14 protein-coding genes are annotated in these 13,153 nt (G+C 69.9%); 9 read left to right on the forward strand and 5 right to left on the reverse strand.

Annotation, left to right across the window (positions count from 1 at the left end; all coding sequences use genetic code 11):
- The 5 genes from BQ8420_RS28740 to BQ8420_RS28760 all read left to right on the forward strand — a co-directional run.
- The coding region (locus tag BQ8420_RS28740; RefSeq protein WP_369825556.1) for a hemolysin family protein at positions 1-1,393 on the forward strand (1,393 nt) is incomplete at its 5' end.
- On the forward strand, positions 1,390-2,421 hold the full coding sequence (locus tag BQ8420_RS28745; protein ID WP_087103206.1) for a CNNM domain-containing protein: 1,032 nt from the start codon (positions 1,390-1,392) through the stop codon (positions 2,419-2,421). The genes BQ8420_RS28740 and BQ8420_RS28745, both read left to right, overlap by 4 nt.
- Positions 2,422-2,714: 293 nt before the next feature.
- Complete coding sequence (locus BQ8420_RS28750; RefSeq protein ID WP_087103208.1) at positions 2,715-2,984, forward strand: helix-turn-helix domain-containing protein; 270 nt, start codon at positions 2,715-2,717, stop codon at positions 2,982-2,984.
- Positions 2,981-3,424 (forward strand): hypothetical protein, encoded by a 444-nt coding sequence (locus BQ8420_RS28755; RefSeq protein ID WP_143847647.1) that lies wholly within the window; start codon positions 2,981-2,983, stop codon positions 3,422-3,424. Before BQ8420_RS28750 ends, BQ8420_RS28755 begins: the two co-directional genes overlap by 4 nt.
- A gap of 2 nt (positions 3,425-3,426) precedes the next feature.
- Positions 3,427-3,870 carry a DUF6292 family protein gene (locus BQ8420_RS28760; RefSeq protein WP_087103212.1) on the forward strand — a complete coding sequence of 148 codons (444 nt, stop codon included), beginning with the start codon at positions 3,427-3,429 and terminating at the stop codon, positions 3,868-3,870.
- A 55-nt stretch (positions 3,871-3,925) separates the two neighbouring features.
- Here the strand turns inward: BQ8420_RS28760 and BQ8420_RS28765 are convergent, their stop codons facing one another.
- Complete coding sequence (locus BQ8420_RS28765; RefSeq protein WP_235006550.1) at positions 3,926-4,573, reverse strand: bifunctional 2-polyprenyl-6-hydroxyphenol methylase/3-demethylubiquinol 3-O-methyltransferase UbiG; 648 nt, start codon at positions 4,571-4,573, stop codon at positions 3,926-3,928.
- 17 nt (positions 4,574-4,590) lie between these two features.
- Entirely contained in the window at positions 4,591-5,598 is a 1,008-nt protein-coding gene (locus tag BQ8420_RS28770) for an NAD(P)/FAD-dependent oxidoreductase (protein WP_235006551.1), read from the reverse strand.
- An 82-nt stretch (positions 5,599-5,680) separates the two neighbouring features.
- Here BQ8420_RS28770 and BQ8420_RS28775 point away from each other — a divergent pair, with 82 nt between their 5' ends.
- Together BQ8420_RS28775 and BQ8420_RS28780 are read left to right on the forward strand one after the other, a co-directional pair.
- Positions 5,681-6,286, forward strand: a complete 606-nt coding sequence (locus BQ8420_RS28775; protein WP_087103268.1) for a helix-turn-helix domain-containing protein — start codon at positions 5,681-5,683, stop codon at positions 6,284-6,286.
- A gap of 97 nt (positions 6,287-6,383) precedes the next feature.
- Positions 6,384-7,163 carry a MerR family transcriptional regulator gene (locus tag BQ8420_RS28780; RefSeq protein WP_087103215.1) on the forward strand — a complete coding sequence of 260 codons (780 nt, stop codon included), beginning with the start codon at positions 6,384-6,386 and terminating at the stop codon, positions 7,161-7,163.
- Positions 7,164-7,308: 145 nt separating this feature from the next.
- On the opposite strand, the gene BQ8420_RS28785 is transcribed toward BQ8420_RS28780, so the two are convergent.
- The 3 genes from BQ8420_RS28785 to BQ8420_RS28795 all read right to left on the reverse strand — a co-directional run bounded on the left by BQ8420_RS28785 (position 7,309) and on the right by BQ8420_RS28795 (position 9,960).
- Positions 7,309-7,734, reverse strand: a complete 426-nt coding sequence (locus BQ8420_RS28785) for an organic hydroperoxide resistance protein (RefSeq protein ID WP_087103217.1) — start codon at positions 7,732-7,734, stop codon at positions 7,309-7,311.
- 14 nt (positions 7,735-7,748) lie between these two features.
- On the reverse strand, positions 7,749-8,246 hold the full coding sequence (locus BQ8420_RS28790; RefSeq protein ID WP_087103219.1) for a MarR family winged helix-turn-helix transcriptional regulator: 498 nt from the start codon (positions 8,244-8,246) through the stop codon (positions 7,749-7,751).
- A 166-nt stretch (positions 8,247-8,412) separates the two neighbouring features.
- Positions 8,413-9,960 (reverse strand): aldehyde dehydrogenase family protein, encoded by a 1,548-nt coding sequence (locus BQ8420_RS28795; RefSeq protein ID WP_087103221.1) that lies wholly within the window; start codon positions 9,958-9,960, stop codon positions 8,413-8,415.
- A gap of 176 nt (positions 9,961-10,136) precedes the next feature.
- Between BQ8420_RS28795 and BQ8420_RS28800 the strand changes: the two genes are divergently transcribed.
- Together BQ8420_RS28800 and BQ8420_RS28805 are read left to right on the forward strand one after the other, a co-directional pair.
- Positions 10,137-11,207, forward strand: coding sequence for a pyroglutamyl peptidase (locus BQ8420_RS28800; protein WP_087103223.1), 1,071 nt, complete (start codon positions 10,137-10,139; stop codon positions 11,205-11,207).
- A gap of 150 nt (positions 11,208-11,357) precedes the next feature.
- On the forward strand, positions 11,358-13,031 hold the full coding sequence (locus BQ8420_RS28805; protein WP_087103226.1) for a polysaccharide deacetylase family protein: 1,674 nt from the start codon (positions 11,358-11,360) through the stop codon (positions 13,029-13,031).
- Positions 13,032-13,153: the final 122 nt, after the last annotated feature.

Here is a 13,153-nt window from a genome sequence, read left to right on the forward strand (position 1 = left end):
GGTCCACCCCCCACCTCCCCCACCGGGAGAAGCCGTGCTGAACACCATCGGAGACATCCTGCTGGGTATGTTCGTGGCCATCGTGGTCACCATCGGCACCGGCTACTTCGTCGCCCAACAGTTCGCCTACACCGCCGTGGACCGCTCACAGGTACGCGCCGGGGCGAGCGCCGGCGACCCGCGATGGCGACGCGTACGCGCCATCACCGACCGCACCTCCTTCACCCTCTCCGGGGCCCAGTTCGGCATCATCGTCACCACCCTCGTCGTCGGCTTCGTCGCCGAACCCATGATCGGCACCGGCCTGGGCCTGCTCCTGGAGGAGGCCGGGCTGCCCCACGGCACCGGCCTGGCCCTCGGCACCACCTTGGCGTTGCTGTTCGCCACCATCGTCCAGATGGTCTTCGGTGAGCTCTTGCCCAAGAACCTGGCCATCACCCACCCGGCGCCGGTGGCCCGCGCCCTGGCCCTGAGCACCCGCGCCTACCTGGCATTGTTCGGATGGCTCATCTGGATCTTCGACCGCTCCGCCACCGCGCTGCTGCACCTGATGCGCGTCGAACCGGTCCACGACGTGGACGACGCCGCCACCGCGGGCGACCTCAAGCACATCCTGGCCGAGTCCCGCCGCACCGGGGACCTGCCCGAACAGATCTACGACCGTCTCTCCCGCGCCCTGGACTTCTCCGAACGCACCGCCGAACAGGCCATGACCCCGCGGGCACGGACCATCACCGTCCACGCCGACCAACCCCTGGCCCACGTGGTCCGGCTCATGGCGCACGGACGCTCCCGCTTCCCCGTCCTCGACGACACCGACGTGGTGGGCGTGGTGTGCCTGCGCGACGTGTTGGCCATGGACCCGGCGCGACGTGACGAGGTCACGGTCGGTCGGGTCGCCCGCACCTCCGTCCTGGTGCCCTACTCGCTGGACCTGCCCGCCACGCTGCACGCCCTGCGCGTGGCCGACGAGGAGATGGCCTGCGTGGTCGACGAGTACGGCGGACTGGCCGGCGTCATCACCACCGAGGACCTGGCCGAGGAACTCGTCGGAGAGATCGCCGACGAACACACCCCGCACCGGGTGCCCTGTACCTCCCAGGACGACGGACGCGTCCACAGCGTCCCCGGCTCACTGCACATCGACCAGGCCGAGCACCTGTTGGACCGCCTTCTGCCCCACGGACGCTACGAGACGCTGGGCGGCCTGGTCGTCCACGCCCTGCACCGGTTGCCCCGCCCCGGTGACCGCGTCCACCTGGTCCTTCCCTCACCGGTGGGCGAGGAGCAGGCGCCCCGCGTCGAGCTGACCATCCACGTCGATACCGTCCGCCACCACGTCCCCGAACGCCTCACCCTGTGCCTGGACGTGACCGAGGGAGCCGCCGTATGAGCGAACTGAGCCCGTTCCTGGTCCTGGCCCTGACCGTCCTGTTCATCTCCCTGAGCGCGTTCTTCGTGGTGGTGCAGTTCTCCCTGGTCGCGGTGCGCCGCCACCGCTTGGAGGAGGCCGCACGCGACAGCGCCGCCGCCCGGGTGGCGCTGCACGGCATGCGCCGGGTCTCCCTGCTGCGGGTCTCCCTGCTGATCTCCGGCACCCAGTTCGGCATCACCCTGGCCACCCTGGCCCTGGGTTCGGTGTCCAAACCCGCCGTGCACCACACCCTGGAACCCCTGTTGGAAGGGGCCCTGCCGCCGGCGGTGGCCACCGCGGTCTCCTTCACCCTGGCCCTGCTGATCGTCTCCTTCCTCCACCTGGTCGTGGGCGAGATGGCCCCCAAGTCCTGGGCCATCGGCAACGCCGAGCGAGCGGTCATCGTCACGGCCGTACCCATGCGGATGTTCATGGTGCTGTTCCGTCCCCCGCTCCTGGTCTTCAACGGCGCCGCCGACCGGTGTCTGCGTCTGGTGGGGGTCGATCCCTTGGAGGCCCTGCCCTCCGGGCGCGGACCCGACGCCGTGCGCGAGTTGGTCGAACACTCCGCCGACGCCGGCACCCTGGACGCCGAACGGCGCGACCGCGTCATCACCGTCCTGGAGGCCGAGGCCCGACCGCTGAGCGAGGCGCTCACCCCCGGTGAGGAGATCGCCCAGGTGCCCCTGGACGCGGACCTGGACCGGATCCTCGCGGTGGCCCGTGACACCGGGCACCTGCGTCTGGTCGTCACCGACCACGGCGAGCCCGTGGGGAAGCTGCACGTGCGTGAGGCCCTGACCAGCACTCCCGGGACCCGTGCCGCCGATCTGATGCGCCCGCTGCTGTCACTTCCCGCGCACACCCCCGTGTCGGCCGCCCTGAGCGTGATGCGCGAGGGCCGGTCCCACCTGTGCCTGGTCCGTGATCGCGAAGGCGCCCTGGTGGGGTTGGTGACGTTGGAGGATCTGCTGGACCGGCTGTTGCCTTTGCGCGCGGCGGCCTGAATCACACCGCGAGCGGGGGCGGCGTCTTCGAGACGCCGCCCCCGCTGGTGTTGTACTCTCCCGGCCGTCGCGAGCGTGTGTTCGTCGACCGAAAAAATCTTCCTCCATTTTAAACTCCGGCCATGTTCACCCCTCAATCAAAGGGTGCAAGGGCTCGCAGAGTATGGAGAGGTCTTCGAAGGGGAAGAACCGGAGGGACCCTGGTCCCGATTCCTGACATTTGGGAGTTATCAGGCCGTGTTCACTCAAGGCGCACCCTGTACACACTTCACTGCGATTGCTAGGTTCACGCTATGACCGAACCGCGGGAATTCCGCGTCATCGAGCAGAAAAAGCTCCTGGTCAGTGTCCGCAAAGCCGCCCAAATCCTCGACGTATCAGAGCGTGTGGTCTACGACCTCTGCTACAGCGAAGAACTCCAGTCGGTGAAGATTGGACCAAAGAAATGGATTCGTAGAATCACGTGCGAATCACTCAACGAGTACGTCGAAAATGCCGTACGCGAATCCCGAATCGGCCAAGAGCACGGATCACAGACACCGCTGAAAGGTGGTGCCCCATGAATACACTTCCCACAACCGAAAGACTTCAAGCCCTTCCTAAGCGCAAATCGGCCCGACCGGTCGAACCCTCCGTCTCCGGGCCTCGCAGACTGACCGCGTGCGCTCGCGACGTGGCCGCCCTGATCGAGGCAGACCCCGGGCTGTGGCCGGCCCTGACCACGTGTGTCACCGACACCCACGGGCTGACCACCGTCCACTACGCCGCCGTGCACGGCGGTGGCCTGGCCTCCTCACTGTTCGGCCCCGACGGGGTCGTCTCCCGCTGGCGCGACCTCCTGCACGCGCCCACCGAGTCCAGGCGCGAACGCGCCCAGGGCCGCGAACGTGTGGTGACCCTGCGCGGCCACCACTCCGGATACGCCGTCACGGTGCTCTTCACCGTCCTGTCCGGCCCTCGCATCCCCGATGGGGACGCTTCCGAACAGGAGTCCGACAGGTGACCATGACCCCACCCTCGTCCCGTCTGCTATACGTGGACGCCAACACCACTCCCTGGCCGCTCAACCACCACGCCTACGTGCACGCGTGCGCCGAACGGTTGCGCAAGGAGGTCGACCACGCCCCGCGGGTCCACTTCCCCGAGAGCCACCTGCAACGGAGCGACACCCGCGGCGCCCTGTTGCGTCTGGACGGACCCGACCACGACGACGTCCTGCTGACCTGGGACGAACAGCGCGGCTGGGCCCGGCTGGAACAGTCCGTCCGTCGCCCCTTGGTCCTGGGAGCCGATCCCCTGTTGGACCCGGAGGCCTTCGCCCACGCCGTCACCGCCCTGCTGAGCCCGGGGACCCGACAGTTGGTGATGGTGCAGGAGCGCTCCCGCGTCTTCGCCCACCCGGTGGACCTGATCTTCGAGCGTCGCCTGGCGGCCTACCGGGCCCTGTGAACAGTCCCGAGAGGGTCCTCCTTCGATTCGGGAGGGAAGGAGGACCCCATGCCCATCAGTCGTCGCGGCGAGCCAGCACCACCGCGTCGGTCATGGTCACCTCGCAGCCATCACCACGGCGACGCGTGCGCGAACGCGGCTCGGCCACCAGTACCCGCCACCGGTCGGTTTCCAGTACCGCCGCCACCTCCTCGGGCACCACGTGGGCGTGCCCGTGGCCGGCGTGCGGGGCATGACCGTGGGCGTCGGAGGGATCGTGGCCCACGATGAGCAGCCGCCCACCCGGCTCGACCCGTGCGGCCAGGTGTTCCACCAGCCTCGCGAAGGGCCCCTCGGGGTGGGCGTAGTGGCTGGTGACCAAGTCGAAACCGCTCAGGTGCGGCTCCAAGGCCATGGCGTCGGCCCTCACCCACCGGATACGGGACGCCGCCTCGGCGTCGGCCCGTTGCACCAACGCCCGGGCCCGCTCCAGCGCGTTGGCCGAGATGTCCACCGCGGTGACCTCCCAGCCGTGCCGGGCCAGCCACAGACTGTCGGCGCCCAGCCCCGCACCGACCTCCAAGGCCCGGCCCGGTTCCACTTCGCCGGCGGCGGCCACCAGCTGCGGGTTGGGCTCACCCGGGCCGCCGTGCCCGTGGTCATGGGCCCCCGAGCGGTAGCGCTCCTCCCAGAACCCCCGGTCGAACTCGCCCGCCATGTTCATGCCCCCATCGTCGTTGTTCACAGTCCGCGGCCCTGCCCGGCTCGCGCGGCCACCTCACGCTCGGCCGCGGCCGAGAAGGGACGCCGATCGGCCAGGGCCCGGTCGATCTCACCGTTGATGAGGTCGGCGTTGATCTGCGCCGCCGCGAAGGTCCCGGCCGCACCCGAGGCCCCCACCTGAGCGGACACGTCGGTGGCGTTGCCCGCCACCCATACCCCCGCCACCGCGGCGCGGCCCATGGCGTCCACCGGCAGGTTCTCGCCCACCCCCATGGGGTGGGCCACCGGTGCCAGACCCAGCGGGGCCAGGAAGTCCACCCGGGCCACCATTCGGCCGGCCACGGCCAGGGCCCGACGCTCCACCAGCTCTCCCCCGACCAGACGTACCCCGGCCAGGGCGTCGTCGACCGTCTCCACCCCGGCCACCGGGTCCTCGATCACCTCGATACCGCGCACGGCCAGTCGCTCGGCCTGTTCGGTCTCCACCGCCGTCCCGTTCGCGAAGAAGACCACGTCCGCGCTCCACTGGCTGAACATCAGGGCCTGGTGCACCGACATCGGACCCGTGGCCAGCACACCGATGGGTTCGTCCCGTACCTCCCACCCGTGGCAGTAGGGGCAGTGCAGTACGTCGCGGCCCCAGCGCTCGGCCAGCCCGGGAACGTCGGGCAGCTCGTCGACCAGCCCGGTGGCCACCAGCACCCGGGCGGCCCGCACCGTGCGCCCGTCCTCCAAGAGCGCCTCGAACGCGCCCGCCTCACCCTCGACCGAACGCACCCGCCCCCGCATCACGTGCGCCCCGTAGGAGCGCGCCTCGGCCCGTCCCCGTTCCAGCAGCTCGCCCGGGGGCGTGCCCTCCAAACCCAGCAGACCGTGCACCCCGGCCGCCGGGGCGTTGCGCGGCTCTCCCGCGTCCACCACCAGCACCGATCGCCGGGCGCGGGCCAGGGTGAGCGCCCCGCTCAGCCCCGCGGCACCGCCGCCGATCACCAACACCTCGTAGAAGTCCTCGACCTGTGCGTCCACCGTGGACCACCTCCTACGATCCACAGTGCGACCCGCGCCCAGCAGTTGACAAGTTCTGTTGCCGTCATGGCAAAATATGTGGATGGACCACGACCTCGACCAGGCCCTGGGCACCGTCGGGCCCCGCCTGCGCGCCCTGCGCACCCAACGCCGCATCACTCTGGCCGACCTGTCCACCACCACCGGCATCTCGGTCAGCACGCTGTCCCGGTTGGAGACCGGTGAACGCAGGCCCACCCTCGAACTCCTGCTGCCCTTGGCCCGCGCCTACGGCGTCACCCTCGACGAACTCGTCGACGCGCCTCCCACCGGCGACCCGCGCGTGCACATGCGCCCCACCACCCGCGGGGGGATGACGATGATCCCCCTGACCCGCCGCCCCGGCGGCATCCAGGCGTACAAGATGGTGCTGTCGGCCGACCCCGGACGCCGCGAACCCGACCCCCAGGTCCATGAGGGCTACGAGTGGCTCTACGTCCTCAACGGACGTCTGCGCCTGGTCCTGGGCGAACACGATCTCGTCCTGGGCACCGGTGAGGCCGCCGAGTTCGACACCCGTGTCCCCCATTGGTTCGGCGCCGCCGACAACCACGCGGTGGAGTTCCTCAGCCTCTTCGGTGCCCAGGGCGAGAAGGCCCACCTGCGCGCCCGTCCCGAACAACGGGGCCAAGACGAGCGCCGCGGCTGAGGGCCGTCGACGCCCACACCACCGCGCCCCGAGGCGTCCCCACGCTCACGCCCGTGCGCTTGACCTTGGAGTCGACTCGAAGGTCTACCGTGCGCGCATGGTGATGATGCGGATCTCCGAACTGGCCGAACGTTCCGGCGTGGCGGCCACCACCCTGCGCTACTACGAAGAGCGCGGACTGCTCCCGGCACAGCGCTCCCCGGCCGGGTACCGCCTCTACGACGAACGCGCCCTCGATCGGTTGGCCTTCGTCACCACCGCCAAACGTCTGGGGCTGGACCTGGACGAGATCGGCGAGCTCACCGCCCTATGGGCGGCCCACCCGTGCTCACATGTCAAGGCCGCGCTGAGCCCACGGCTGGAACAGCGCCTGGACCAGGCCCGCGCCCGAGCCGCCGAGCTGAAAGACTTCCAGGCGATGCTGCGCACCGCCCACGCCCGCCTACGTCGGCTCCCGGACCGCGACGCCCCATGCGATCCGGGCTGCACCTTCCTGACCGACCCGACCCCATCGGAGCGGACCGGGCATCCGCGTCTCCTGCCCCTGGTCGATACCGGCGACACCATGTGCCTGCTGGAGGCGGGTGAGCACGAGACTCGTTTGGACGCCTGGCGCGATCTCCTGACCGAGGCCACCCGTACACCGCGCTCACACGGCAGTTCCTGGAGTCTGCCCTGGGAACGGGCGGGGCGGTTGGCCGAACTCGCTGCGGCCGAACATCAGTGCTGCGCCTTCTTCGACCTGCGCATCGACTTCACCCCTGAGCGGGTGCACCTGCGTGTGGGCGTTCACCCCGATCATCGCCCTGACCCCGACACCCCGGCCGGGCAGGCCGCCCGCGTCCTGGGCGCCCTGGCCCCCGCCGAGGAGAACTGAACCGATGTCGCCGACGGAACGCCCGCTCTGAGTCCGTCGACCCGAACGCCGCCGTGACGGTACGGGCACACCTGGAACCGGGCGCACGCGAACGGGGCCGCACCCACACTCGGTGGGTACGGCCCCGCGTGGAATCCGGCTACGCTCAGGCGGTCTTCGCGGTCAGGTTGACCTCGATGTTGCCGCGGGTGGCGCGCGAGTAGGGGCACACCTGGTGGGCGTCCTCGACCAGCTTGTCGGCGTCCGCCTGCGACAGGTTCGGCAGGTTCACGACCAGGTCGACCACCAGGTCCAGGCCCTCGTCCTTGCCCAGGGTGACCTGGGAGTCGATGCTGGAGCCGGACACGTCGGCCTTGGTCTGACCGGCGACCTTCTTCAGGGCGCCGTGGAAGCAGGCCGCGTAGCCGACGGCGAAGAGCTGCTCGGGGTTGGTGCCCGGGCCGTCGTCGCCGCCCACGCCCTTGGGCACCGACAGGTCCACCGACAGGCGGCCGTCGTCGGTCTTGCCCGATCCCTTGCGGCCCTCGCCGGTGACGGTGGCGCTGGCGGTGTACATCTTCTGGAAAGCCATGACTTGTCCCTTCCTCAGGGGTCGAGCCGCGCGCCCGGCCCCGTTCGCGGTGTGGTTCGGTCCTCCGCCTGAGCGGTCACCGAACGGGTGACATGGTCGAGCAGCGCACGCAGGTCCTCGACCTTGCCCTCGGGCAGGTCGGTGGCGCACAGGACACGGTGGGGAATCCCCTCGGCACTCTCTCGCAGGCGCTCACCCTCGTCGGTGAGACCGACGTGGACGATGCGCTCGTCCTCGGGTCCGCGTCTGCGGGTGAGCAGTCCCGCCCCCTCCATCCGACGCAACAGGGGCGAGAGCGTCCCGGTGTCCAGGCTCAGCGCCAGTCCCAGTTCCTTGACCGGCAACGTCCCCCGTTCCCACAGCACCAGTATCACCAGGTACTGCGGGTAGGTCAGTTCCAGGTCGGTCAGGATCTCCCGGTAGAGCCCGGTCAGGGCCCGGGACGCGGTGTAGAGGGCGAAGCACAGCTGGTTGTCCAGAGCGAGGGGATCCCCCTCGTCGGTACCACCCATGTCCCCTCCCCGCGGTGCGCGTCTCGTCGTTCATGTGTCACGCTAACAGAAAATCGGTTGTGCACAACACTATTGGGCACGACTATTTTGGTCCGTGTCGTGCCGGGCGAACACGAGCGGCCCGGTGGGGCCCGCACCCGTCAGGGCACGGGCCCCACCGATCACCTCACAGGAACTCCACGCCCTGGGCCAAGGGCAGCTCACCGCCGTAGTTGACGGTGTTGGTGGCCCGCCTCATGTAGGCCTTCCACGAGTCCGAACCCGACTCGCGGCCCCCACCGGTGTCCTTCTCCCCACCGAACGCCCCACCGATCTCGGCCCCCGAGGTACCGATGTTGACGTTGACGATCCCGCAGTCGGCCCCGGCCGCCGACAGGAAACGCTCGGCCTCGGCCTGGTCCTGCGTGAAGATCGCCGAGGACAGCCCCTGCGGCACCCCGTTGTGCAACTCCACCGCCTCCTCGAAGGTGCGGTAGGACATCACGTACAGGATCGGCGCGAAGGTCTCCTCACGCACCACCTCGGTCTGGGCGGGCATGCGCACCACGGCCGGCTCCACGTAGAAGGCGTCGCCGGCCTCCTCCTCCAGCCGGCGACCACCGCCCACCAGCACCTGCCCGCCATCGCCCTGGGCCCGCTCCAGCGCCGAGACCATCGATTTGTGGCCGCGCTCGCCCACCAACGGACCCACCAGCGTCGACTCCTGATACGGGTCGCCGATGCGATCGCGCAGCTGGGTATAGGCGTCCACCACCCGCTCGCACACCGCGTCGACCACGTCCTCGTGCACGATCAACCGGCGCAACGTCGTGCACCGCTGACCGGCCGTGCCCGCGGCCGAGAACACACTCCCGCGCACCACCAGGTCCAGGTCGGCCGAGGGCCCCACCACCGCGGCGTTGTTACCGCCCAGCTCCAACAGGTAACGACCCATCCGAGCCGCCACCTTCGGCGCCACCATACGACCCATCGCCGTGGACCCGGTCGCCGACACCAACGCCACCCGGGCGTCCTCCACCAGCACCGCGCCGACCTCGGCGCCGCCCAACACCACCCGGTGCACCTGCTCCGGGGCGCCCACGTCCGCGGCCGCGCGCATCAACAACCCGTGGCAGGCCAGTCCCGTCAACGAGGTCGCCTCCGAGGGCTTCCACACCACCGTGTCGCCGCACACCAAGGCCACACAGGTGTTCCACGACCACACCGCCACCGGGAAGTTGAACGCCGTGATCACCCCCACCACCCCCAAGGGGTGCCAGGTCTCCATCAACCGGTGCCCGGGCCGCTCCGAGGGCATGGTCCGCCCGTACAGCTGGCGCGACAACCCCACCGCGAAGTCGCAGATGTCGATCATCTCCTGCACCTCGCCCAGCGCCTCGGAGCGGATCTTGCCCGCCTCGATGGTCACCAGCTCGGCCAGGTCCCCCTTGTGTTCACGCAGCAGCTCACCCAGGCGGTGCACCAACTTGCCGCGCTCGGGCGCGGGGGTGTCACGCCAGGTGGCGGCGAAGGTTTCGGCGGCCTCGGTCACGGCCCGTTCGGCGCTGTCGGGGGTATCGAACTCCACGTCGAACAGGTCCTGCCCGGTGATCGGTGTGCGGGCACGCCCGCTCGCCCCGACCGGCTCGGGCAGATGGGTCACACCGCACCGTTCCAAAGCGGCCCGCGCACGATCGGCGAGAACCTGCGTGTCGGGTAGAGAACCGTTGGTCATCAGAGTTGCTCTCTCCGTTGAGAGGGACGAAGGACACCTCACACCTTGCCAACTCCGAGCCGCACAAACCAGACCCATCGTCACTCTCGCACCGCCCCACGGGCGTTCACGGCTTTTTCGTCACCGGCGAACGTTAGACTCGGCGGCCCCGTCCCCAACGAAGACAGACCACCCCCGTGCACCACGCCACCACCCTCGAAGAGGACCGCGCCCGCCTGCCCTTCCCCAGAAGGTCACTGGCCCGGTCCGGCTTCGACGCCGCCGATCCTCTCTTCAACGCCGACCTGCGCGACGCCGCCACCTACGAACAGGCCCGGGAGGTGGTCACCTCCCATGCCTCCCGCCTGTGGACCGAGGCCACCCGCACCCCCACCAGCGGCCCCGTGGACGACCGGCCCCTGTACTGGGCCAGGCTCACCCTCTCGGCCCGTCTGCGTTCCTGGAACCCCTCCTTCGACCTGGACCCGCGGGACCACGCCGAACTCCTACGCCTGTGGGAACGCACCTCCCGCGGCATCACCGACCTGGAGTTCCCACCGGGCGACCGGTGGGTGCGCGTGGTCGTGACCGGCTTCGACCCCTTCCAGCTGGACGATGACCTGGAGTGCTCCAACCCCTCCGGCGCCGCCGCCCTGGACCTGCACGGCTGGACCTTCCCCGTGGGCGAGCGCACCGCGGTGGTGCGCTCCGCGCTCTTCCCCGTGCGCTGGGACGACTTCGCCCACGGTCTGGTGGAGGACGCGCTGGCTACCCGGCACGGGGTCGTCGACGCCGTGCTGACCCTCAGCCGTGGTCGTCCCGAGCGTTTCGACCTGGAGGTGTTCAACGGCGCCTGGCGCGGCGGCGGCCTGGACAACGTCGGGGTGGGCCGCACCGGGCCGGTCCCCTTGCCGGAGGGGCCGGGGCCGCAGTGGACGCGTTCGTCCCTGCCGGTGGAGCGCATGGTGGGCGCCGCTCCGGGCCCCTTCACCGCGGTGGCCAACACCGAGGTCACCGAGGTGGCGGCCGATGAGGACGAAGCGGTGGTGCGCCCGCTGGGCCCCAGCGAGGGTTCGCGGGCCCGATCCGGCGGCGGCGGAGACTACCTGTCCAACGAGATCGCCTACCGCAACACCGTGTTGCGCGACCGGACCGGCGCCGGGGCGCGTTCGGGCCACGTGCACCTGCCCCGGACCGCGCGCCCGGACGAGCACGCGCCGACATTGGAGCAGTTGCGCCACCTGGTGGCCGCGGCCGTGACGGAGTAGGTCCTTCGCTCGGTGGCTCGACACGCCCGGACGCGTGCCGGGCCACCGAAGTTCTCTTTCCACCCAACATGGGGCGATTTATTACTCTTTGAAACATAAAGGTCGCCCTGCGTCCCACTTTCGGACCCTCGCCTTCGATATGGTCCCCCCGTGGTTGACACCTCACTGCGACGAAAAGTCACCGTCTGTAGCGCCCTGGGGCTGCTTCTGCTCCCCGGTTGCCAGGCGGCGGACACAGCCGAGCCCTACGCCGAAGCCATCGGATTCATCTCCGCCGACCTACCGGAGCTGCACACACGCACCGTGTCCGTGGAAACGGACGACAGCACGGTGGGCTACCGCTATCCGGTACTGGGTGAGTCGCACCCGCTTTCGATCCAGGTGCGCACCGCCATGGCCGAACGTCAGACCGCCTTCCTGGAGGAGGCACCCGAGGGCCGCAACCCTGAACTCCGCCAGGACACCGAACTGCTGGCCGCTTCCGCCGACGTCATCGGGCTACGCCTCAACGTCGTCGATTCCACCGCGCAGGGCCCCGAGTCCTCCACGCTCTGGTACGACGCCGAAGGCGGGCTGACGCTGGCCTGGACCTCCCTGTTCCGCGACGAACAGGCCCTGGTCCAGGCCCACGTGGACCTGGCCGACGTCCTACGCGAGGAGTACGAGCTGACCACAGAGGAACTGCCCGCCCCACTCGGCGAGGTCACCGCCTACGCCGAGGCGCTGGCACAGGAACAGCAGACCCAGGAGACCGAGGACCAAGAGGGCGAGGGCCGCGACACCAAGGAGCAGTCGGCCCCGACCGGCTCCTCCGACGGTCCCGACGCCGCCGAGGACAACGCCTCCGACTCCGACCGTTCCGACAAGGACGACGAGGGCGACGAAGGCGACGAGGACGAACGTGCGGCCCTTCCTCCGGGGGAGGCCGACCTCACCGACCCGGAACAGTCCCAAGAGGTGGCCCACGCCTGGGCCGACTCGCCACTGGCCGACCTGGCCTTCAGCACCGCCGGTGGTCTGGCCGTACGCATGGACCCCGACCAGGTGCCCGGGGCCAAAGGAGACGACGAGCTCCTGGTGCCCATCGAAGCCGAGGCGGCCGAGGAGAACCTGTCCGAACTCGGCTATCAGGCCCGCGACGCGGCCGTCCACGGCAACGCCTCACCCGAGAGCCTGGATCTGGGGCCCGAGGCCGGCACCGAAGGCACCACCCTGGACTGCGCCCAGGCCAAGTGTGTGGCCCTGACCTTCGACGACGGCCCCGGCGAACACACCGAGGCCCTGTTGGACAGCCTGGACGACTACCAGGCCAAGGCCACCTTCTACGTCCTGGGCTCGCTGGTGGGCGAGTTCCCCGACGTGGTCGAGCGCACCGCCGCCGAAGGACACGAGGTCGCCAACCACACCTGGAAGCACGACGACCTGGCCACCATGTCCGACGAGGCCATCCGAAAGGACCTGCAGCGCACCGACGACGCCATCGAGGAGGTCACCGGCCAGGCCCCGGTGACCATGCGCCCGCCCTACGGATCGCTCAACGCCACCGTGCGCAGCGCCACCGCCCACCCGCTCATCCTGTGGGACGTGGACACCATGGACTGGCAGAGCCGCGACACCAAGGCCGTCTCCAAGCACGCCCTGAAGGGGACTCAGGCGGGCAGTGTGGTGCTCTTCCACGACATCCACAAGTCCAGTGTGGACGCCATCCCGGACGTGCTGGCGGGCCTGCACAAGGAGGGCTACCACTTCGTGACGGTCAAGGACCTGTTCGGGTTGGACGGTATGGAGGCCGGCGAGGTCGTCACCGACGCTCGACTGAATTGATCGGGGGTCGAAGGGGGCCGGAGCGTGGACCACGCCCCGGCCCTTTTCGTGTGCCGGGCCGGTCCTGGCATCCCCGTGTGCGCGGGCGAACCCGGATGCCGTTCCCGCCGGCGGGGCAGGGA

Origin of the sequence: Nocardiopsis sp. JB363, from assembly GCF_900143625.1 — a bacterium.
GTDB lineage: Bacteria > Actinomycetota > Actinomycetes > Streptosporangiales > Streptosporangiaceae > Nocardiopsis.

Excerpts from the sequence above, each read along its gene's own strand:
- BQ8420_RS28775 (WP_087103268.1), top strand. The coding sequence starts at position 5,681 with ATGGACCACGACCTCGACCAGGCCCTGGGCACCGTCGGGCCCCGCCTG.
- BQ8420_RS28785 (WP_087103217.1), bottom strand. The coding sequence starts at position 7,734 with ATGGCTTTCCAGAAGATGTACACCGCCAGCGCCACCGTCACCGGCGAG.
- BQ8420_RS28755 (WP_143847647.1), top strand. The coding sequence starts at position 2,981 with ATGAATACACTTCCCACAACCGAAAGACTTCAAGCCCTTCCTAAGCGC.
- BQ8420_RS28790 (WP_087103219.1), bottom strand. The coding sequence starts at position 8,246 with ATGGGTGGTACCGACGAGGGGGATCCCCTCGCTCTGGACAACCAGCTG.
- BQ8420_RS28780 (WP_087103215.1), top strand. The coding sequence starts at position 6,384 with ATGGTGATGATGCGGATCTCCGAACTGGCCGAACGTTCCGGCGTGGCG.
- BQ8420_RS28795 (WP_087103221.1), bottom strand. The coding sequence starts at position 9,960 with ATGACCAACGGTTCTCTACCCGACACGCAGGTTCTCGCCGATCGTGCG.
- BQ8420_RS28765 (WP_235006550.1), bottom strand. The coding sequence starts at position 4,573 with ATGAACATGGCGGGCGAGTTCGACCGGGGGTTCTGGGAGGAGCGCTAC.
- BQ8420_RS28750 (WP_087103208.1), top strand. The coding sequence starts at position 2,715 with ATGACCGAACCGCGGGAATTCCGCGTCATCGAGCAGAAAAAGCTCCTG.
- BQ8420_RS28745 (WP_087103206.1), top strand. The coding sequence starts at position 1,390 with ATGAGCGAACTGAGCCCGTTCCTGGTCCTGGCCCTGACCGTCCTGTTC.
- BQ8420_RS28760 (WP_087103212.1), top strand. The coding sequence starts at position 3,427 with ATGACCCCACCCTCGTCCCGTCTGCTATACGTGGACGCCAACACCACT.